We start from the raw sequence: 21,527 nt of genomic DNA on the forward strand, positions 1-21,527 counted from the left end.
CCAGTATCCATTAAAAGATCAGCCACCTCGTCCGCGCTATAGCCATAATCCAGCAGCATTATGACATCATTCTCGTCTGCGCCAAACAAATGAGCCATCTCGACGAGAGTTTCCTCATATGTTGTGAAATAGTCCTCGTAATCACCATACCACCATTTGCAACGTGAAAAATGAGAATATGTAGGAGCAGGAGTAAATTGCGAGCGTGTAATATTGCCGTAGCTGTCAATCTTTATGATGTCACCTTCGTCAGCTTCGATACGTTCAGAAGCAAATTTATGTAAGCCGACACGTTTCAGAGCATTTTTCATTATGCTCTCAGTGCTGGCGTATACGTAAAGACCAAGAGACTCAAAGTGGAGCAGGCATAACGGGTTGGAGCCTTTCACAAGATACAGGCTGTTCTTATCATCAAGCAAACTGAAAGTGAAGCTGCCTTGCACCTGCTCCGCCATATATCGGAGACTATCGAAACTAAGCTTGTGCTGTGACTCAATGAGCTGCACTGCTACGTATGAGTCAGTCTCAATCGCGGTAACAGGGAGCTGCTTCTCCTTCCTAAGCTCTTTATCATTATAAAGTATGCCATTGTGAGCAAAGGCAAAGGAAATATTGCCAGCGCTTCCACCGAATGGGTGGTTGTTGTAATTATATTTCTCATTGCCTTGCGTTGTCATCCTTGTGTGACCCATGACGGCAGTAGTACCTTCCGGCGGATTGAAATGAAGCTTATGTGCCGCTTTCGGTCTCTTGTATATGACAATCTGACCGTCTCTGACATAACTTATCCCTGATGCATCTTTGCCCCTCTCCTCAGCTTCGACTGCCAATGACTGGCAGAGCTTTCGGAGAACTTTATGGGGAATAATGCCCTGATAATCGAGAAATCCAAATAGACTGCACATTTATTCTACCTCCTCACTTCAGAATGTTGATGAACTCATCAGGATGCTCCATTTTCTGGAGTCTTTTCAGAACACGGTTAATTTTTCCGCTCAAGTGGCAGGCTGCTAATATGGTGACAAGCCTAAGCACTACCTGAGCATCTGAATGCCTGAATTCGGTTATCGGGAATTTCGGTAATTTTTCTATTATTTCTGGTTTTTTCATTTTTACATTTCCTCCTGGATTTCTATTTCTTCGTTGATATAGAGTCTGCGCTCCTTTAAGTACTGAACCAGCTCTGGTTCTTTGAGTGTTTGAACAAAGTCTGACCAAGACTGATTTGCAATCTCGTCCTCTGCCATATTAAGAGCCACATCACAAATAGCGTTAACCAGTTCCAATGCAGCTATCAGCGTATTATACTTGAGCGTGCCTCTAAACAATCTGAACTCAATCGTCGTCCAATTCATTAAATTCAGCGCAGCATAACGCCCATTGCCGCCTTTCTTCGCTTTGTCCAATATTGCTTTTGCTGAATTTTCATATCCATATCTGCTTGCCCATCGTGCCATGCTATACTCACTGCGCCGTGAAAACTTGAGTAATTCATTCCAATGCTGCTCAATAAATAGCAATATATGGCCAATTACGAGCTCTTGCTCTTCCTGATCATCGCCGAGACAGGAGCGATTGACGTGAATATGAAGTCCACATGTTGATGTCTGATGGCTTCGATATCCTAGGTATATAGCCTTTTTCATAATATCTTCCCAACAGAACTGCTTATGATATTCAAGACTCATAGGGTGTGTTACCAGCTCCATACCATCGTCCAATGATCCGTCCCCCTTGATGTAGATGTGCTCAGCGCCTCTATTAGCGATAGCGAGTAGTTCATCGGCGTTATCACTATCCTTGCCACCACAGTCGATTTCAAGCTCAACGCCGAAATATCGGCTTGAATCGTCACCGTAAAATATAGGTTCTGGTTTGAAATTGTAATCATGGATACTTCTGTTTCTATCCACTTCATCCCTGTAACACTCACCGCAGTAGCTGTCGCCATCGATGTTGTAGGCGTCGTCTTCATGGAGCAGGGCATCACAACAACAGCACCTAACGTAGTGGTTGTGGTAACATGACGAACATAAATTGGTGTACTCGTCGCCATAGCTATCGTCCGTCCAAATGATCGAGCCACATCGGTCACATATCGTGGTATGCCGCTCATAACAGTCCGTGCAGACTATCTCGCCGTTCACTTCCTCGTAATCTTCGCCCTCAGCTATCAAAGCACCGCAGTGGGAGCAATATAGCACATTTTCTTTGTTTTCTTCCATTGATAAAACCTCCGTAAAATGAAAAGAGCCAGCCCCGAAGGGCTGGCATTAGTTTTAATATTCACTTACAAGTAGCATGGTACTGTGATCCCCATCATCGATGATATACAGCTTTTCAGTAATAGGTGCATCTGACGGTATCATGTATACCTGTCGATATTCGGGTTCTTCTGAGCTGTGTGTTATAGACTGCATAGAACCCGATGGACTTAACTCAAACATCTGTAAATAGTCCTTCGGAGCAGGCATATGCTCTACACATTCCCACAAGAACAACTGCAATTCCAATGGTATGGAACTGTCAACACCACATGTCAGATATCGGTTGTTATTAAACATTATCATTCTCCTTTCATAATTATTATTCGATAATCAGTAATTATCAAATTAATAATATATATTGGAAAATAATAAATATTTTAAATTATGTACTACATAATAATGGAACGCCGGAGGCGGCTTGCTATATAGAGACAAATTATAGTAATTATACTTGTATTTGTACCTTATATAGATACCGTATTTCGGATACCAAATTCATATAAAGGAGCAATCATTATGGCACAGAAAAACAAGAAACCTGGACATTACAGGGACGAAACTGAAAGGAAGGGAAAGGTTACATCTGTAAGGTTGTCTGATGCCCAATACGAAGCTATACAGAGAAATGCAAACAAACATGGCCAGTCCATGAGTGCATACATGGCAAATGTGGCATCCAAAGAAAAAACAGGACTAACACCAGCTTTGATTGTTCAGATGCAAAATATGTTCAACAACGCTTGTCGTGTTGTAGAACAGAATGCACCTGAGGAAGTCGATAATATGCAGAAGGAGATGAAAAAAATATGGCTCAAATTGATGTGATCAGAAACACATATGGTGGATTATCTTATTTGAGACGTGCATTAAATTACGTCTCAGACGAACGTGCTTTAAACGGTTGGGGATATGGCGTGAACCCATATTCCGTAAATATGGCTTATCGCCAGATGTTAGCCACAAGAAGGTACTTCGGCAAGGTAAGTGGGAATCCTTTAGTCCATATCGTCATTGCGTATGATATTTCCGTAAAGGATTTAGCTACGGCTGCTATGTACGGTGAGTATGGCGCTAAGTATTTCGCAAATCTATATCAGGTGCTATGCTGTACTCACGAAAAGGATTTTGAATACGGTTACTTTCACACCCATATTATCATTAATTCCGTTAGTTATGTGAACGGATATATGATTCAAACCGGATATGAAGAAATGTTGGCATACTGCAAATATCTTGAGGGAATAATCGGTCAGAAATGCTCTTTCACTTTTGATAATAAAGCAAATAAATGATATAATATTATAATATTTAGATTCGTTTTCTCTTTTCCCCACCTATACACCGCTATTATAAAAAAGTCCTCCCATTGGGAGGACGGCGGTGTAATTGCTTTGATTCTAAAGTCACACATATATATTATTAAAGTGAAGAAAATAAATGATTGGAACTGATCTTTTAAATTAAGGATTAGGAGGTTAAAATGAAAAATATGAGAGAGATTTTTATCTCAAGATTTGAGACCTTCACAGATGACTTCCACTTCGACGATTGTAAGGCTATTTGTAATCTAACCATCGATATTAAGGAGAAAACTATTAGCTTGGCACATGAATCTGGCGATGCTCCGTCATTGTATGTGATTTTACTGATTATGAGCGTTAACAGGCATTGGCTCCGTATTGTTGATAGCTTTGAAAACTCTTCCGATATGAGCCGCTATTTCCTGCTCACACGCTGGATTAATTATGAGTCATCAAATTTTTATCTCTCGCATGAGGGGGATAATGGTGTGACTGTGATTGATAAGTGCCTGATCAAGTGCGGCGATGATGGCGGCATTAGTTCATGTACATTGTCGCTATTAGATTATCATTTGCTCGTGGAATATGACTCGAGGTTTAGCTTTACCACGCCTAAAAGTCGGCTGAAGGAACTACGAGAAGACTATGGCTTTAAGTATCTGAAGTAAAAAATTCAATCAGTATAGAAAAAGAGGCTTCCCCATAACGGGGAAGCTTGGCTGTTTGTATGCTCTTGGATAGTTCTGAATTGCCATTATCCGTGTCTTATATGCTGCTCCGACCAACTGGTCATGACAACGAAAATAGTGCTTGACAATCGTTGAAATCCATGATATTATGAAGATACCATAAAGAGTACGCGAGGGACAAGCCCTTTGACCGTACAGCAACCTGCAAGGATGTAAGGTGCTAAAGCTTGAACGATGGGATGATAAATGATGCTTATTCAGCGATCCTGTCGTAACGAGGGGTCGCTTTTTTGTACTCTTATGGAATAATTTATAAGGAGTGCATATACTATGCGTACAATCAGAGAAATGTTAGGAAACGACGAGAAGGTATGGGTATATCTCAACAGTGAGGACACTTGGAAGGAGTTCACCAGTATCTGGCTATGAAGAGTCAGATGATGATGATTTTAAGTTTGAGGATTAATCTTGTTGAGATGACATTTGTAATATAATATGGAAAGCCTCCCCCGTCATGAGGAGGACAGCTGTTGATACTGTAACTGTGACCAACTGTACATGAAGAGTTTAACTTATATTGCTCTTATAACGCAAAAAGGCATACCCTCACCAATGAGAGTATGCCTAAATCTATACATGGGGCTATTCTGTTTCAATCTGATTTAAGCTTTATGGTTAATGCTGGACGAACTATAAAATCCTTATTAACTGACCATCCTTTTGTATTAGGCTTGTAAGTGTTATCAATTGTCATTGCTAGAAATTGATTAGCTCCTGGTGATCTAAGCCACCATTGCATCGAATATTCTACATTTTTTTGTGTTGGAGATTCAATTTTATTATATTCATCATAACTTAATAGAAATATATAATCCTCTGTATCATTTCCTCCTGAAGTACCATACTCAATATTGTTATTATTTTTACATTTTGTAATACTAATATGGTCTTTTTCAATATCTGTAAATTGATTATAAAAATCATCATTTAGCCACTGCCGTAATGAACATTGCTCCCATGTATTATCTCCTTTATTAGTATTATATGCCATTTTAGTTACTTCATTTTTGCATAAAAGAGTTAAATAATCATTAGATTTCTCAATAATATGCCATTCATATTGACCAAATACAACTATATCACCTTTCTCCGCTATGTTTAATTTACAGAAACTTAAAAAAGATTGTGAATCTTTATAATTGTATAAATCTGATGAAGAGAATAGTGAAATAGCCTCATCATAATGAGATTCTTTATAAAGAGAATATGCTTTTTGATAATTACATTCTATGATTTGTATTATAGAATCCTTATAACCACATATATTACTGAATTCATTTATTGCTTCATCATATTTATCATTTGATAATAAAGAAAGAGCTTTTTTATATTTGCATTCATTGATTTTATCATTTGAGTCTTTAAAGTTATTTATATCATTAAATATATTTATGGCATCTTCATAATCGCCGTTTGAAAGTAAAGAAACCGCTTTATTATACCTTGATAATTTATACATACTTCTTCCAATTATAATTCCAATAATTAACAATGCAAACAAACCGCATGTAACTAAAGTAATCTTTGTTTGTTTTTTTGCAACTTCTTTTCTTTTTTCAGCATCTCGTCTTGAGGCTTCACGTCTTGCTTGCGCTATATCTTCTATTTCTTTTATTTTATGTTTGCAAAATGCTATTATTTCTGAAGAATCTTTATAGCTGGAAATGCTTTCAAGTTTTATAATAGCAGATTCTAAATCAGTAATAATATTACTATTGCTTAGTATTAGAGCATCATTATATATTTTTTCTTGAGCAGCTCTCTTAGCTTCTTCTGCTGCTCGTTTTTCTGCTTCTTGTTTTGCTTGTTTTGCTTTATTTGCAATTTCTATTTCTATTATCTTTTTATTATATTCTTCTATTTTTTGAGAAGCATCCTTATAATCAGATATATTTTCAAGTATTTCAATTCCTGATTTTATGTCAGCAATATTATCGTTAATGCATAAGCTTATTGCATTATTATATATTTTTTCTTTACGGATTATTTCTGCTTTTTCAAAACATTCTTGCGCTTTATGTGAAGCATCTAAAAACTCACCAAGTTGTTCAAATTGTTTTTGTGCCATGATAAAAGACTTTTCACTTGTTGCTAGATTCATTGTATTTTGTGCTGTATCATATCTAATTTGCAACTCTTTATTTTTACACTTTTCAACTATTTTTCTAGAATCAGCATAATCTCCTAAAGCACTGAATAACTTTTGAACTTCGATGCATTGCTCGACATTTTTGATGGAATTAAAACGGGAAATTGCATGTTCATACAAACCCTGTTGATTATATTCAAATAATCTCTTTTCAATCTCTTTACCACCAAATCGACACGCCTTGCGGTAATTATCAGATTTAGTGAAGTCTTTTTGTAGTTTTACGAGATCATTTTCATTTGATACATTCATTTCAGCACATAATTTTCCGATATATGCTCTATATTCCTCAACATCTTCATTGAGTACCTGTTCAAAGAAATTAACTGCATCATTCCATTTTTCGTCTTCAAGACAAAGATAGCCTCTCTTTATATAGTTTTCTACGTTAATACCCCTTGAACCTTTAATATCAGCCTGCTGATGCGACCTGTTTTTAATGCTTATATCATCTTTATCAGTATTAAGTATCTTTCGTATACCTCTTACAAGATCCTGCATAAAGCCAAGTTTAGACATATCCTGTGCCTGAAACATAGACAGAGCATCTGGAAGATCATATGGATTCATGTCCTTGTATGCAGGTATTAGAGTTCTTTCTTTATCGTTTTGCATAAGCATTAAATAACGACTCCACTCATTATGAACCCATACGGCGTTGAAGTATTCAGGCTTTGTTCCGACAACAACCATTACCTTAGAACTATTTAAAGCAGCGAAGATATATGGTTCATATTCCCTTCCGAGTTTTGATTCCAAGGTAATTCTTGAGAAAAAGACTTTAAATCCTTCTTGAGTAAGACCATAATAAAGCTCCTGCGCAAGAACAGAATCTTGTGTGCGTTTACCATTTTCATCTGTTTCCTTGTAGCATATAAACACATCAAATGGCTGTTCTTTGTTTGATATTTCTAGTATACTCTTTTGAACGTTATCGATATAAGTTGCTTCTTCCTCATAGACACTGCGTTGTGTTACATCTGCATATTCTAAAGCTGCCTGATAATCTGGATCGTTCAATATAGATCTGAACTGTGTTCTATGACAGGTAGGAATCTTCTTTTTAGTAATAGGATCATCTACATACTCTATACCATAACGGCATAAAACCATCGACCAATATAACTCAGCATCTGCACTAGTATTATTTGCCATTTTTTCATATATTTCCGCAGCCCTGTCAAATTCACATTGCTGACGGAAATGATTTGCTCTATTAAATAGATTTAGGTTCTGTTCATTGTCCGTCTTGGGTAAGGTTTGTTTTGTACCGCAGTATTCACATTCACAGATAGTAAGTCCGTCTTTAACTTCTAAAGAACCACCGCACATTTTACATTTAATAATAGCCATTATCTCGCCTCCCCATATAATAATGAATTATTTTTTATTTCTTGTAAGACTTACAGATCACATTTCGTTCGGAAAGCTTATTCTGTATCTCATGTATATCATTGATATCCGCACTTCCGTCTGAAAGCTTTATGGCTAAATCATTAAGTTTGTTTTTCAACAAACTCTCTGACTGTATTGTTTCATCAGAAGAAACAGGATCGCTGTACTTAAAGGATTCAGCAAGTTTACTCAATTCTGCTTTTAAAGCCTGATCATTTGTTAATGATGGCAAACCCGACGAAATATTGCGAAGTTCTAACATAGAAGAAGTTACGATTTTTTGTGATTCTTCTATTTTCTGTACTTCTTCATGTGCAGCTTCAACACTTATGCTGCAAATCAGTGCGCCAGACAGAACCAGTGTGCAGATTATTATTGCTGCCCATGTTGGAAAAGGAACAAAACCGCCAATAATGATAAGTGCAACCGATATTATGGTTTGAGCGAAAAGGTATATGTAACCAACTCTAAATACAGGAAATCCAAGAAACTTGCTTTTTATAGTATCACCATTATCAAATGCAATTTTAAATATAGGAATTTGTATCAAGATAGCAATAATCTCAAATATATAGGCTGTCCAGAAAACTCCGTCTTTTGAAAATGGTACTAGAAATGCAAACACGCTGAAAGCGATTACAATTATACCAAGAATCATCAGCACCTTGTTTTTATGGTTATTCTTCATTAGTATTTTCACCTCTCTTATTTCCACAAATATTGCAGAAGTTACCAATTATTCCTTTATTGCCGCAGGAACAATCCCAAGTGTCGGCTTTATCTGGTCTTTTTGAACCACAGATATTACAGAAATTACCTATAATACCTTTATTACCGCATACACAGTCCCAAGTATCTGGCTTATCTGGCTTTTTTGCCCCGCATAAATTACAAAAATTACCAATGATATTTCTGTTTCCGCATGAACAATCCCATGTTTCTGCCGGAGCAGGCTTTTTGCTGCCGCAGTTATTACAGAACATACCAGTTGCATTATTACCACAACTGCAAATCCATGAATCTGTTTGAGCCTGTTGTGATGTTGAATGAGAGTCATCAGTATTTGTTTTATTAGTTTGCATACCGCTAAACATTTCTCCTATCTTAGGTGCAATATTTCCTGCTGCTGCAAGTCCGATTCCCATTCCAAGCATATCACCCATAGCACTGCCAGCTGAACCATTTATAGTCATATTGCCTATGCCTTCAGCATATGCTTTCTGAACCTCTGCCTGGAGGACATCTTTCTGGTTATATCCCTTTGCACGCATGATCTCAGCTTCTGTAAGCCCCTGTAATCGCTGTGACTCTGCTTCTGCCTGAGCACCTATGACGCGGCGTTCAGCTTCACGCTTAGCTATTTCTGTTTCTGTGAGCTGACGCTGTAATTCTGCTTCACGATGCGAAGCTTCGATAGCTGCCTTGCTCTTTTCCTGCTCTGTACGATATAGAGTTTCAGTCTGAGCCTCTATAACTTTTATATTTGCCTGTGCCTGAATCATTTTTGCCTGTAAGGTTACTGTATGAAGATCACGTATACGCTTAAAATTAGGATCATTTTCAGGCAATACTATACTTGTGACATAGAACTGAGGTATAGTAAGTCCGTACTCTTCAAAAACACTTATTATCTTTTCTTTCAAATTATCTGATATAAGGTCAAGTTTTTCATCAATTTCCAAAATATCGATATCGTTCTGCTTTATAACAGAAGAAAGATTTGTTTTGACGGCATTAGAAATCAATGGACGGAAGGCCTTTTGCAATGACTTTGTAAAACCATCTCCTTCGGATTCCCATGCAACACCACTTGTAGTTCCAACCAGTTTAAGGATAAGGCGACGTGAATCTGAGACCATAAGGTTCATTTCGCCAGATGCTCCGATTTCAAGAGGAGTTCCTGTTAGCGGATCAATAAAGCGAACTTTATCAGGTGTACCCCATTTAACGCCCATCTGTACAGTTTTATTTATGAAATATACTTCACATTGGAATGGAGTATCTGCGTTAGTAGGAAGGGAGTACAGTTTCTGCAAAAGCGGCAGATTCTGTGTTTCAAGGCTATGTCTGCCTGCTCCGAACAAATCAAGAGCCTGTCCGTCACGGAAGAATAAAGCTTCCTGTGATTCGCGAACTACAAGCTGTGAACCAAGATTAAAATTCTCTATCGGGTGTCTCCATACAAAAGTATTATTATCACCCTCATACTGAATAACGGAAACCAGTCCTTTTTTTCGCTCATCTCCCATAGCACTGGCTTTGGCAACATCAAAGGTTGTATTACACATAGGACAAGTATAATCTTTTGGGAGAGATTTGAACAATCCTTCAGAAAAATCAGTTATTCGCCCGCAAGTCGGGCACTTTACACTATGTTTGCTCATTACTTTTTACCTCCATCAAACCAAAAAACAATTTCGAATTGTTCTTTTAGTAATTTTTAACCTATACCCAGAAAATATGTAATTAAGAAAGCAATGCATCCAATAGCAATAAATATTAAAACTGAAATCTTTTTTTCTTTTCTACTTTCTATTTTTGCTTCTTCATATTCAGCTTTTATTCTCTCATCTTCTTCTAACCTTGCTTTTTTTGCTTTCTCCGAACATTCAATTACTTTTTCCTTAGCATCTGAATATATTCCGAGTTGCTCAAATTGTTGTTGAGCTATGAGAAAATCTTCTTCACTTTTAGCAATGCTCAATGCTTTTTGAGCATTATCATATTCAATTTGTAGTCTTTTTTGCTGACAGTTATTAATCATTTGCTGCGAATCTAAATAATCAGTTATTTCACAAAATACATTTTCAGCTTCAAGGCATTGCTCAATACTATTTGCCTGATTGAAAAGCAAAGTGGCTTTTTCATACAAACCCTGTTGATTATATTCAAATAGCCTCTTTTCAATCTCTTTACCACCAAATCGACACGCCTTGCGGTAATTATCAGATTTAGTGAAGTCTTTTTGTAGTTTTACGAGATCATTTTCATTTGATACATTCATTTCAGAACAAAGTAAACCTACATAAGCTCTATATTCTTCGACGTTTTCATTAAGTACTTGCTCAAAGAAATTATTGGCTTCTTCCCATTTTTCATCTTCAAGTGCAAGATTACCGCGTTTTAGCAGATTTTCGACATTTGTACTTGTCGTTTTATGAACAACAGATCCTTTTGAAGCTTTAGGCTCATTCTTTTCAGTATTTAAAACCTTCTTTATTCCACGAATAACATCGTTAATGAAGCCTATTTTTGACATATCCTGAGCCTGCAAATGAGAAAATTCTTCAGGTAGATCATAAGCATCCATATCTCTGTAACATGGAATAAGTAGCTTACTTCTGTCTTCACGGACTATTTTCAGATATCTACTCCACTCATTACGTACCCATACTGCATCAAAATATTCTGGTTTTGTACCTATGACAAGCATGACTTTTGCAGAGTGTAAAGCTGCGTATATGTAAGGTTCATATGCTTGTCCAAGCTTATCTTCAAGCGTAATTGCGGCATAGAAGACTTTAAATCCTTCCTGTGTAAGCTGATAATAAATATCATTAGCAATAACAGAATCAGGTGTACGTTTACCATCGGCATCTGTTTCTTTGTAACATATAAACACGTCAAAAGGCTTTTCATTATGTACTATTGCAAGAATATCCTTTTGCAGTCGATCTATTTCTGCTGCTTCACGTTCATAAACCGAACGCTGCGATGCGTCTGAATGTTCCAGAGCAGCAATATAATCTGTGTCTGTCTGTACAGGTTCCAGTTGTGTTCTGTGACAAGTAGGTATCTTTTTGAGAGTTACAGGATCTTCAACATATTCAATACCGTATTTACACAGAACAAGTCCCCAGTAACTCTCAGAATCCTTGGGATAATTGGTCACAAGTTTTTCGTATAACGCCTGAGCTTTATCGAACTCTGATTTTGAACGAAGGTTATTCGCACGATTAAATAAATTTGCAGCTACATCATCATGAGCTTTAGGAAGTGTCTGCTGAGTACCACAGTATTCACATTCGCATACTGTTAAACCTTCAGTAATCTCTAATGAACCACCGCACATTTTACATTTAAATACTGCCATATTATCCCTCCGATTATTATATTTCTCTTATTCCAAAGAGAGTTTTTAGATTATATAGTTTTAGTCAAATTTAATCTTTAATACAGGGCGCACTCCAAGTGAAACATTAGAAGTATAACCCCAATAATCTATTTCCCCATTTGAATCAACACAAACCGCACTTTTTTCATCAGTTCCTGGAGAGCGTAACCACCAGGAATAATCACATGAAAGAGTATCTTCATCTAAAGCCTGTGCTTCATCAATACTTAACAAATATACATAATCTTCCGTTGCATTTTCGTCTTTAGTTTCGTATTCAATATTATCCGTATTTTTGCACTTATTCAATATAATCATATTTCTCTCATAGTATTCAAATTTATTATAAAAATTCTCGTTCAACCATGATCTTAATGTACTATTGGGCCATATCGAAGATCTACCCTTCTTATCAAACGGCTTATTACATATGGTTTCTTGAGAAAGAAGTGTATATCCGACTGAACTGGCTTCAATAATTATCCATTGATTATCTCCAAATGTAACTGTATCGCCAACTCCTTTTATATAAAAATCCAAGCCTTCTTCATTCAAATAGTAATTAGAATCCTTATACTTTGATATTAACCTAAAAATATCGGCTGATGCTTTATAATGACCATTATTAAATAACAAAATTGCCTTTTGATATTTTTCTTCGTCAGTTAATTGATCTGAATTTATATGTTTATCGTTTTGCTCATATTGTTTTTCTTCGACAGGTAAATTCATTGAAAAATCAAAATTCCCTTTATATACTATTTTTCCATAGCACATCGGACATTGCAAATTCTTTTCTTGTAATTGCCAACTAGTAAATGATAATTCTTCACCGCATATAGGGCAAGTTATATCAACAAAATCATCATCAGATAACCTCTCTAAATTAATGCTCTCGGTATCAATAGCATTATCAATAATATCTTTATTATCTGTCAGAACTTCTAAGCTTTCCCTAATTGAATGATTAACTTCATTCAAATATTCTTTTAAACTTTCCCTGATTGAATGATTAACTTCATTCAAATATTCTTTTTGTTTATCATCTCCGAATCTAAGAATTTTGGCATAATTCTTGCTTTTAGTAATTGATGTTTTGTATTTCTTCAATTGATCCTTAGTTCGACATTTATATTCTATAAGAAGTTTAAATATATATGCTTCAGCATTCGTGGGTTCGATATTTAAAACCTTTTCACAGAATTCATCTGCACGTTCAAATTCACCGTCTTCCAAAAATAGCTCTATACGTTGCAAAAGCGGTTCTATTTCACTATTTACTGGCTTTGAAATTCCTATTATTTTAGTAGAAATATTTTCAGGAGCAATAACCTTCTTGATACCACGAATAACGTCATTTATAAAGCCGATTTTTGACATATCCTGAGCTTGTAAGTGCGCAAACTCCTCTGGCAGTTCATAAGCGTCCATATCTCGATAACAGGGGATAAGAAGTTTACTTCTATCCTGACGGACAATCTTAAGATAACGACTCCATTCATTTCGCACCCATACTGCGTCAAAATACTCTGGTTTTGTACCAAGTACAAGCATGACATTTGCTGAATGCAAAGCAGCATATATGTAAGGCTCATAGGCTTGTCCTATTTTGTCTTCAAGGGTTATTGCAGCATAAAACACCTTAAATCCTTCTTGTGTAAGCTGATAATAAATATCATTAGCTATAACTGAATCCTGAGTTCGTTTTCCGTCTGCATCGGTTTCCTTATAACAAATAAACACATCAAAAGGCTTCTCATTATGGACAATTTCAAGGATATCCTTTTGCAAACGATCGATTTCAACAGCTTCTCGTTCATATACAGAACGTTGCAAAGTATCAGCGTGTTCGATCGCTGCAAGGTAATCTGTATCAGTCTGTACAGGTTCAAGCTGAGTTCTGTGGCAGGTAGGTATCTTCTTTAAAGTCGCAGGATCTTCAACATATTCAATACCATATTTACACAATACCAATCCCCAATAGCTCTCTGAATCATCAGGATAATTGGTTACAAGTTTTTCGTATAATGCCTGCGCTTTATCAAACTCTGACTTGTAACGCAGATTATTAGCACGGTTAAAAAGACTCGCTGCTGCGTCATCATGCGCTTTAGGAAGTGTCTGCTGAGTACCACAGTATTCACATTCGCATACTGTTAAACCTTCAGTAATCTCTAAAGAACCACCGCACATTTTACATTTAAATACTGCCATATTATCCCTCCAATTTATATATATATTAATTATATTTGCGAATAGAATAATTTTGAATACATTCTATAAACTAATTATAACATTTATATTCAATAAATTAAAGGATAATTTGTTAATAATACACTAATTATGAGATTTTGTCAAATTATACAATCATAAGTAATTAAGCTTGTATAATATGCAATAGTTAAAAAGCTATAATTCGTCATATTCCAAGCTTTTTATACTTATCGGATAACCTATCTCCTCTAACTAAAAAAAGCATTTATATATAAATGAAAATCGGGGCGTAAAGCCCCAAAAATAAATCATTTCTTATACTTCAACAAAGCAAAATTCATAAAATAACAATTGTATTCCTGCTTGAAATATGATATAATCAAATCAATATAACCTCACTGCTTGTGAGATTTCGGAGGAATACAATGATAACAGGCGTCATTAAGAATAAAATCGACAAGATATGGACCGATATATGGGCTGGCGGTATCACAAATCCGCTGACCGTTATCGAGCAGCTCACATACCTTATGTTCATACGCTCACTTGACGAGAAGGAGCTTGAAAACGAAGAATTTGCCAATATGACAGGTGAAACTGCCGACCTTATATTCCCGCAGTCGGAAATAGGTCAGGCTATGCGCTGGAGCAAGTTCAAGGACAGGGACTCCCGCGAGATATTTGACCTCATTTCACAGAGAGTATTTCCGGCGGTAAAGAAGATGAAATACGGCAAACTCCCCGACTTCGATGACAGGGGCGAGCTTATCGAGATACCTGACCGCGCTGACGAGGAGCAGGTTCAGACTGCTTTCTCACGCTATATGGATAGTGCTGTGTTCGTTATACCCAATCCGCAGGTCCTCCAGAAGATAATCACAGGTCTGGACGACCTTTACGAGCACGACATCGCCAACCTCGATATGCAGGGCGACCTCTACGAGTATATGCTTGGCAAGCTCAGCACAGCAGGTCAGAACGGTCAGTTCCGTACTCCAAAGCATATCCGTGAGATGATGGTGGAACTTGTTGCTCCTACTCCCGATGATATTATATGCGATCCTGCCTGCGGTACTGCGGGATTCCTCGTTTCTGCGGCTGAGTATATCCGCAAGCACTATGAGGACACCATGACCGACCAGCAGTGGGCGGACTTCTCAAACAAGACCTTCACAGGCTATGATACCGACCACACCATGCTCCGTATATCTGCAATGAATCTCATGCTGCACTCTATCACCAATCCCGATATCGACTACAAGGACAGCGTTTCCAAGCAGAACAATGTCAGCGGCATATATACCGTATGTCTGGCAAATCCGCCGTTCAAGGGCACTGTTGACGCTGAGAGCATCAACGACAACCTCAAGGCAGTTACCAACACGAAAAAGACAGAGCTTCTCTTCCTTGCCCTGTTCCTGCGTCTTATGCAAAAGGGCGGACGCTGTGCGTGTATCGTTCCCGACGGCGTACTTTTCGGCTCGTCAAAGGCTCACAAGTCTATCCGTCAGGAGCTTATCGAGAATCATCAGCTCAAAGCCGTTATCTCCATGCCCAGTGGCGTTTTCAAGCCCTATGCAGGAGTTTCCACGGCTGTGCTTGTGTTCGTGAAGACCGATGCAGGCGGCACGGATAATGTGTGGTTCTACGATATGAAGGCGGACGGCTTCTCCCTCGATGACAAGCGTTCGGAGATAGCCGAGAACGATATTCCCGATATTATTTCCCGTTTCCATAACCTTGACAGTGAAAAGGACAGGGAGCGCACCGAGCAGAGCTTTTTCGTGCCTAAGCATGAGATAGTTGACAACGACTACGACCTGTCCATTAACAAGTACAAGAAGACGGAATATGTGGCTGTGGAGTATCCTCCCACGGGCGAGATAATGGCAGACCTTGACGGACTTTACAAGGAGCTTGGAGGTGTGCTGTCGGAGTTGGGAGGACTGCTGAATGGCTAAGTTAGGAGATATTTGTACTCTTGTTAATGGTTATGCGTTTAAGCCGAGCGATTGGTCTGAAAATGGATTACCAATAATAAGAATACAGAATTTGAATGATACCCAAGCGCCTTTCAATTATTACGAGAAAGACATTGATAAGAAGTATTATGTTGAAAATGGCGATTTATTATTTGCATGGTCTGGAACACCAGGTACATCATTTGGTGCTTTTTTCTGGAATAGAGGTAAAGGTATTCTAAATCAACATATTTTCAATGTACACCCCGTTGATACGATTGATAAAGCATTTTTTAGGTATGCACTTAACGGGAATCTTGATGTTATCATATCAAAGGCTCATGGTGGAGTTGGCTTACAACACATAACCAAAAAGGAATTAGAACAAATTGAAATCCCCATACTACCACTCGAAACCCAGCGCCAAATCGCCGCCAACCTCGACAAAGTAACCCACACCATAGACCTCTGCAACGCTATCCTTGAAAAGCTTGATATGCTCGTCAAATCACGGTTTGTGGAGATGTTTGGTGAGCCTGTCCTAAATTCCAAAGACTGGAAAATGGCTACTATAGGTGATATTGTAACTGAGGTAAAATATGGCACAAGCCGCCCAGCCGTTGAAGGTGGTAAATACGCATATCTGCGAATGAATAATCTTACCTATGACGGGCATTTAGACCTTACTGATCTTAAAAGGATTGATATTCCAGATAACGAGATTGAAAAGTGCATTGTTCGCAAAGGTGATGTTCTGTTTAACAGGACAAACAGCGTAGAACTTGTAGGAAAAACCTGTGTTTTCAATGAAGACGAAGATATGGTCATAGCAGGATACATTATTAGGGTAAGATTGAAGCCTGTTATGCTACCTTTGGTTCTGTCATGCTTTATGAACACAGATGCTTTAAAGGCAAAATTAAGAGATATGGCAAAGGGTGCTGTAAATCAGGCAAATATAAACGCACAGGAGCTTCAGTCGATTAAGGTTTATTTGCCGCCCCTCGACCTCCAGCAGCAATTCGCCGTCTTTGTAGAGCAGACCGACAAATCGAAATTGGCAGTAAAACAGCTGCTCGAAAAGGCTGAAACACTGAAAAAAGCATTAATGCAGGAGTATTTTGGATAATGAAAATCAATCTTAAAAAGAACCCTTCGTTCATATCAACACCATACTACATTTATTTAGCTATTCTTTGCTTTGCGGTAGCATTCCTTTTTATATCTTATTATATATGCGAGAATAAAAGCTGGTGGAGTAATTTATGGCTTAATTTTGGCTATGGTACATTTGCTTCCTTTGTTGTTTCCCTTCTAATTGATATTGGAAATACAAAAAGAAACCAAAATATACTCAATACAAAATATCGTATTATAACAAGCGATTGTATCGAAAGATGTTATCGTCTTCGCGAGAAAGTGCGTAATTCTATGGAAGAACTATATTCTTACTATGAACCAATGACTTATGATGAATTTGTTGATGAAGGATTGAATCCAAATTATAACCCTGATGAAGTAAGCGAAAATTGTTACGACAGAGTTCTATCTGCTGTTGTGTATGAGGCAGATAAACTAAAGGAATCCGCTGATAAATTAGTTGAAATAATACCAATATGTTTTGACGATAGAATTAATGGAAAAATGCGTCATAATTTAAAAGTTATTTCTTCTTATTGCAACTCTATCCGCCAATATTATAATGAAGACGAATACAAATCATGCGTTTATAGAATAAAAAGAGTGAAAAACTATATTATACGTTCTTTTCCAGAACTTAAAGATGATTTTTTAAATCCATATACTGATGATGAAGATGAATATGATGATTAATAGATAAACTGAAGTATATTCATATGAGGAGTGAGTTTATGACCAATTTTGAGTTTCTGAGCAATATAGCTGAATACGCCCTGTTCGCGCAGGCTGCCATAGAAGCCGAAAAGGTCTGGGCCTCCTCTCCTGCCATGTGTGCGGTGGGCTGCCGCAAGGCTCTGGAGCTTGCCGTGAAATGGGTGTATTCCGCAGACAAGACCATAGATATGCCCTATAAGGACAACCTCCAGTCCCTGATACATGAGCCGACTTTCCGCTTTGCCCTCGACGATAAGACATGGGGAAAGCTGCCTTTCATTATCCGTCTTGGCAATCTGGCAGTTCATACGGAAAGAGCAGTCAATAAGTCCGATGCTCTTCTCTCTCTGGAAAGCCTGTTCGAGTTCATCGAGTGGGTGGACTACTGCTACGGCGCGGACTATGTGGAGCGGCATTTTGACGCCGCCATTATCCCCGATGAGAAGGTCTCCGTGGACTCTAAGAAGATAAAGGAGCAGGAGTCCCTCATCGAGCAGAAGGACAGCGAGATCAAGACTTTGCAGGCTAAGATAGCCGCTATGTCCGCAACTCTCACAGCTGGAAAGGAAGCCAGACAGAAGCAACGCAGCTTCAAGCCTGCCGACCTCTCGGAGTTCAAGACACGCAAGATATATATCGACGTTGATCTGAAGTTCATGGGCTGGAAGTTCGGCGGTACTGATTCCGATGTGTGGGAGGAGTACGAAGTCAACGACATGAACGGCGTTTTTGGTCAGAAAGGCTATGCGGACTATGTTCTCTTCGGCAGGGACGGTCTGCCACTTGCTGTTATCGAAGCCAAGCGTTCAAGCAAGGATCCCAATATCGGCAGAAAGCAGGCTGTGCTCTATGCGGACTGTCTGGAGCGCAAGTTCGGCAGACGTCCCATGATGTTCACCACCAACGGCTTCGAGACCTATTTCTGGGACGATATGTCCTCTCCACAGCGTAAGGTCAGCGGATTCTTCACTAAGTCCGACCTTGAAAAGCTCATGAACCGCCGTGAGATGCGGAAGAAGCTGTCAACTATCCCCATAGATGACAAGATAACCGACCGCTACTATCAGAAGGAAGCTATCCGTGCTGTGTGCGACCATATCGAAGAGGGCTTTCGTAAGGCTCTGCTTGTAATGGCTACCGGAACAGGAAAGACCAGAACAGCTTCAAGCCTTACTGATGTTCTCAGCCGCGGCGGATATATTACGAATATACTGTTCCTCGCCGACAGAACTGCACTTGTCAAGCAGGCAAAGGACGACTTCAAGAACTACCTGCCTGATATGTCACTGTGTAATCTGTGCAGCAATAAGGACGACAGGAGCGCACGTATTGTCTTTTCCACATATCCTACGATAATGAACGCCATAGACAATACAAAGACCAAGGACGGAGTGCCGCTGTTTTCACCTGCGCACTTCGACCTCATAATCACCGACGAGAGCCATAGAAGCATCTTCAAGAAATACCGTGCCATATTCGAGTATTTTGACGCTATTATGGTAGGTCTTACTGCAACACCAAAGACCGATGTTGACAGGAATACATATGATTTCTTCGAGGTCGAGAATGGTGTTCCTACCTATGCCTATGTTTACGAAACGGCAGTGTATAAGGATCATGTGCTTGTTCCTTACTATAATTACGAAGTAAAGACCAAGTTTCTCGAAGATGGCATAACCTACGATGATCTTTCTCCCGAGGATAAGGAACGCTATGAGGACGACTTCGCCGAAGACGGCTATATGCCGGATTTTATCCCGTCCGCTCAGCTGAATAAGTTCGTATTCAATGAAAAGACAGTGGATACTGTATTGCAGGATCTTATGGAGCGAGGAATCAAGGTCGAGGGCGGTGACAGACTGGGCAAGACTATCATTTTCGCTCAGAATAAAGATCATGCTGAGTATATCGTGCAGCGCTTCAATAAGCTATATCCTAAGTATAACGGCAAGTTTACTCATCGCGTGACCTGTGATGATACATATGCACAGACTATAATAGACGACTTCAAGCAAAAAGATATGCCTGTTATAGCTGTATCTGTTGATATGATGGATACAGGTATAGATGTTCCCGAGTGCGTGAACCTTGTATTCTTCAAGAAAGTTCGTTCAAAGACTAAGTTCTGGCAGATGATAGGCAGAGGTACACGCCTCTGCAAAGGGCTGTCATGCATTGACGGTATAGATGGAGAGTATACAGATAAGTGCCGCTTTCTCATATTCGACTACTGCGGAAACTTTGAATACTTCAGAGAGCATATAAACGACTATGACATAGGCGAGACCAAATCTCTGACCGAGAATATCTTTTGTAAGCAGGTACGGCTTATACATAGCCTGCAGGAGAGCGCATTCTCAGCCAAGGAATTTCAGGACTTCCGTACTGAGCTTGTGAATACCTGCTATATAGGTATATGCAGCCTTTCAGATGACCTGGTATCAGTTCGCCTGCAGAAGCAGTATGTAGAGAAGTTCAGGAACAAGGAAAGCTTTAATGACTTATCAGAGATGGATAAGTATGAGCTTACAAAGTTTATAGCTTCTCTTATAACATCAAATGATACAGATGAATATGCCAAGCGCTTTGATAACTTCATGTATGGATTTATGCTTGCTCATATGGATCAGATGCCTACACTGAAATACATGAAGAGCCAGCTGATCTTAACAGCTGAACTCCTTGAGAGTAAGTCAGCTATACCTCAGATCCAGCAGAAGATAACTCTTATAAAGGATATTCAGAATGATTCCTTCTGGGATAATGTAAGTATACTTACTATGGAAATGATACGTAAGGAACTTCGAGACCTTATGCAGTTCATTCACGACGGACATAATCTGAAGCCTAAGATATTCACAATTCTCGATGATCCAGTTATATCAAACCAGGAAGGACAGGCTCTCGGACCTGCGTATGATTTTGCAGATTACCGTAAGAAGGTAAATCGTTACATCGAAGAGCATAAGGATGATACGGTTATCTATAAGCTGAATCATAACCAGCCTCTATTTAAATCTGATTATGATGAACTTGAACGTATTCTCACACAGGAACTAGGTGACAGTGAAGACTATAAGCGTGAATACGGAGATACACCTTTCGGTCTGCTTGTGCGTAAAATAGCCAAACTTGACCACGATAGTGCCATGTCTGCATTCTCAACTTTTATCAATGACAGCTCACTCAATCAAAAGCAGATAGAGTTTATCCTGAAGATTATTAACCATATCGAGAACAATGGCTATATCGAGGACGTGAAGATACTTATGAAGCCGCCGTTTGATAAGCCATACAGCTTCATCAAGATGTTTGATCCTCAGACAAGGAACGCTCTGCTGCAAACTATAGAGAGCATTAAGAATAATGCGCTTAATATTGTAGCGTGAATAATTAATCAGGTAAAAATCAATGATATATAATAGAATCGCCCAATCATGGGCGATTCTTATTTTATCTTGACAAAGTTATCTTCATATGATATAATCAAACAAGAACATATATTCTGCTTGCAGTGTAGGGA

16 protein-coding genes and 1 riboswitch are annotated in these 21,527 nt (G+C 38.5%); of the genes, 7 read left to right on the top strand and 9 right to left on the bottom strand.

Translation table 11 applies throughout. From position 1 onward, the window contains the following. The 4 genes from BLW60_RS15545 to BLW60_RS15560 all read right to left on the bottom strand — a co-directional run. Nucleotides 1-905: class II glutamine amidotransferase (locus BLW60_RS15545; RefSeq protein WP_081348296.1), on the bottom strand; the 905-nt coding region annotated here is incomplete at its 3' end. Nucleotides 906-918: 13 nt separating this feature from the next. Beyond that, a complete protein-coding gene (locus BLW60_RS15550; protein ID WP_074719023.1) occupies nt 919-1,110 on the bottom strand; it encodes a hypothetical protein in 192 nt (63 codons plus the stop codon). A 2-nt stretch (nt 1,111-1,112) separates the two neighbouring features. Further along, the gene (locus tag BLW60_RS15555; protein WP_074719025.1) at nt 1,113-2,225 is read right to left on the bottom strand and encodes an amidoligase family protein; all 1,113 of its coding nucleotides are present in this window, start codon (nt 2,223-2,225) and stop codon (nt 1,113-1,115) included. Nucleotides 2,226-2,279: 54 nt separating this feature from the next. Beyond that, complete coding sequence (locus tag BLW60_RS15560; RefSeq protein WP_074719027.1) at nt 2,280-2,564, bottom strand: DUF960 domain-containing protein; 285 nt, start codon at nt 2,562-2,564, stop codon at nt 2,280-2,282. Nucleotides 2,565-2,783: 219 nt separating this feature from the next. On the opposite strand from BLW60_RS15560, the gene BLW60_RS15565 reads away from it, so the two are divergent. The 3 genes from BLW60_RS15565 to BLW60_RS15575 all read left to right on the top strand — a co-directional run bounded on the left by BLW60_RS15565 (nt 2,784) and on the right by BLW60_RS15575 (nt 4,236). Then, a complete protein-coding gene (locus BLW60_RS15565; RefSeq protein WP_074719029.1) occupies nt 2,784-3,092 on the top strand; it encodes a plasmid mobilization protein in 309 nt (102 codons plus the stop codon). After that, entirely contained in the window at nt 3,074-3,559 is a 486-nt protein-coding gene (locus BLW60_RS15570) for a relaxase/mobilization nuclease domain-containing protein (protein ID WP_074719031.1), read from the top strand. Before BLW60_RS15565 ends, BLW60_RS15570 begins: the two co-directional genes overlap by 19 nt. 188 nt (nt 3,560-3,747) lie before the next feature. Beyond that, entirely contained in the window at nt 3,748-4,236 is a 489-nt protein-coding gene (locus BLW60_RS15575; protein WP_074719033.1) for a hypothetical protein, read from the top strand. 175 nt (nt 4,237-4,411) lie between these two features. After that, nucleotides 4,412-4,498: riboswitch (SAM riboswitch) on the top strand. Nucleotides 4,499-4,909: 411 nt separating this feature from the next. Here the strand turns inward: BLW60_RS15575 and BLW60_RS15580 are convergent. The 5 genes from BLW60_RS15580 to BLW60_RS15600 all read right to left on the bottom strand — a co-directional run bounded on the left by BLW60_RS15580 (nt 4,910) and on the right by BLW60_RS15600 (nt 14,189). Then, nucleotides 4,910-7,819 (bottom strand): DUF6273 domain-containing protein, encoded by a 2,910-nt coding sequence (locus tag BLW60_RS15580; protein ID WP_074719035.1) that lies wholly within the window; start codon nt 7,817-7,819, stop codon nt 4,910-4,912. Nucleotides 7,820-7,853: 34 nt separating this feature from the next. Continuing rightward, nucleotides 7,854-8,549 carry a hypothetical protein gene (locus BLW60_RS15585; RefSeq protein WP_074719037.1) on the bottom strand — a complete coding sequence of 232 codons (696 nt, stop codon included), beginning with the start codon at nt 8,547-8,549 and terminating at the stop codon, nt 7,854-7,856. Further along, nucleotides 8,539-10,149, bottom strand: a complete 1,611-nt coding sequence (locus tag BLW60_RS15590; RefSeq protein ID WP_074719039.1) for an SPFH domain-containing protein — start codon at nt 10,147-10,149, stop codon at nt 8,539-8,541. Before BLW60_RS15590 ends, BLW60_RS15585 begins: the two co-directional genes overlap by 11 nt. A gap of 152 nt (nt 10,150-10,301) precedes the next feature. Further along, nucleotides 10,302-11,954, bottom strand: coding sequence for a toll/interleukin-1 receptor domain-containing protein (locus tag BLW60_RS15595; RefSeq protein ID WP_074719041.1), 1,653 nt, complete (start codon nt 11,952-11,954; stop codon nt 10,302-10,304). A gap of 60 nt (nt 11,955-12,014) precedes the next feature. Beyond that, the gene (locus tag BLW60_RS15600) at nt 12,015-14,189 is read right to left on the bottom strand and encodes a DUF6273 domain-containing protein (protein WP_074719043.1); all 2,175 of its coding nucleotides are present in this window, start codon (nt 14,187-14,189) and stop codon (nt 12,015-12,017) included. A gap of 425 nt (nt 14,190-14,614) precedes the next feature. Here BLW60_RS15600 and BLW60_RS15605 point away from each other — a divergent pair, with 425 nt between their 5' ends. The 4 genes from BLW60_RS15605 to BLW60_RS15620 are packed head-to-tail and all read left to right on the top strand — an operon-like array spanning nt 14,615 to nt 21,393. Next, complete coding sequence (locus tag BLW60_RS15605; RefSeq protein ID WP_074719045.1) at nt 14,615-16,150, top strand: type I restriction-modification system subunit M; 1,536 nt, start codon at nt 14,615-14,617, stop codon at nt 16,148-16,150. Further along, nucleotides 16,143-17,279 (top strand): restriction endonuclease subunit S, encoded by a 1,137-nt coding sequence (locus tag BLW60_RS15610; RefSeq protein ID WP_074719047.1) that lies wholly within the window; start codon nt 16,143-16,145, stop codon nt 17,277-17,279. The genes BLW60_RS15605 and BLW60_RS15610 overlap by 8 nt, the downstream gene beginning before the upstream one ends. Beyond that, a complete protein-coding gene (locus BLW60_RS15615; RefSeq protein ID WP_074719049.1) occupies nt 17,279-17,983 on the top strand; it encodes a hypothetical protein in 705 nt (234 codons plus the stop codon). Before BLW60_RS15610 ends, BLW60_RS15615 begins: the two co-directional genes overlap by 1 nt. A gap of 38 nt (nt 17,984-18,021) precedes the next feature. Then, on the top strand, nt 18,022-21,393 hold the full coding sequence (locus BLW60_RS15620) for a DEAD/DEAH box helicase family protein (RefSeq protein ID WP_074719051.1): 3,372 nt from the start codon (nt 18,022-18,024) through the stop codon (nt 21,391-21,393). Nucleotides 21,394-21,527 lie beyond the last annotated feature (134 nt).

The organism is Ruminococcus flavefaciens, from assembly GCF_900108555.1.
Lineage (GTDB): Bacteria > Bacillota > Clostridia > Oscillospirales > Ruminococcaceae > Ruminococcus > Ruminococcus flavefaciens_P.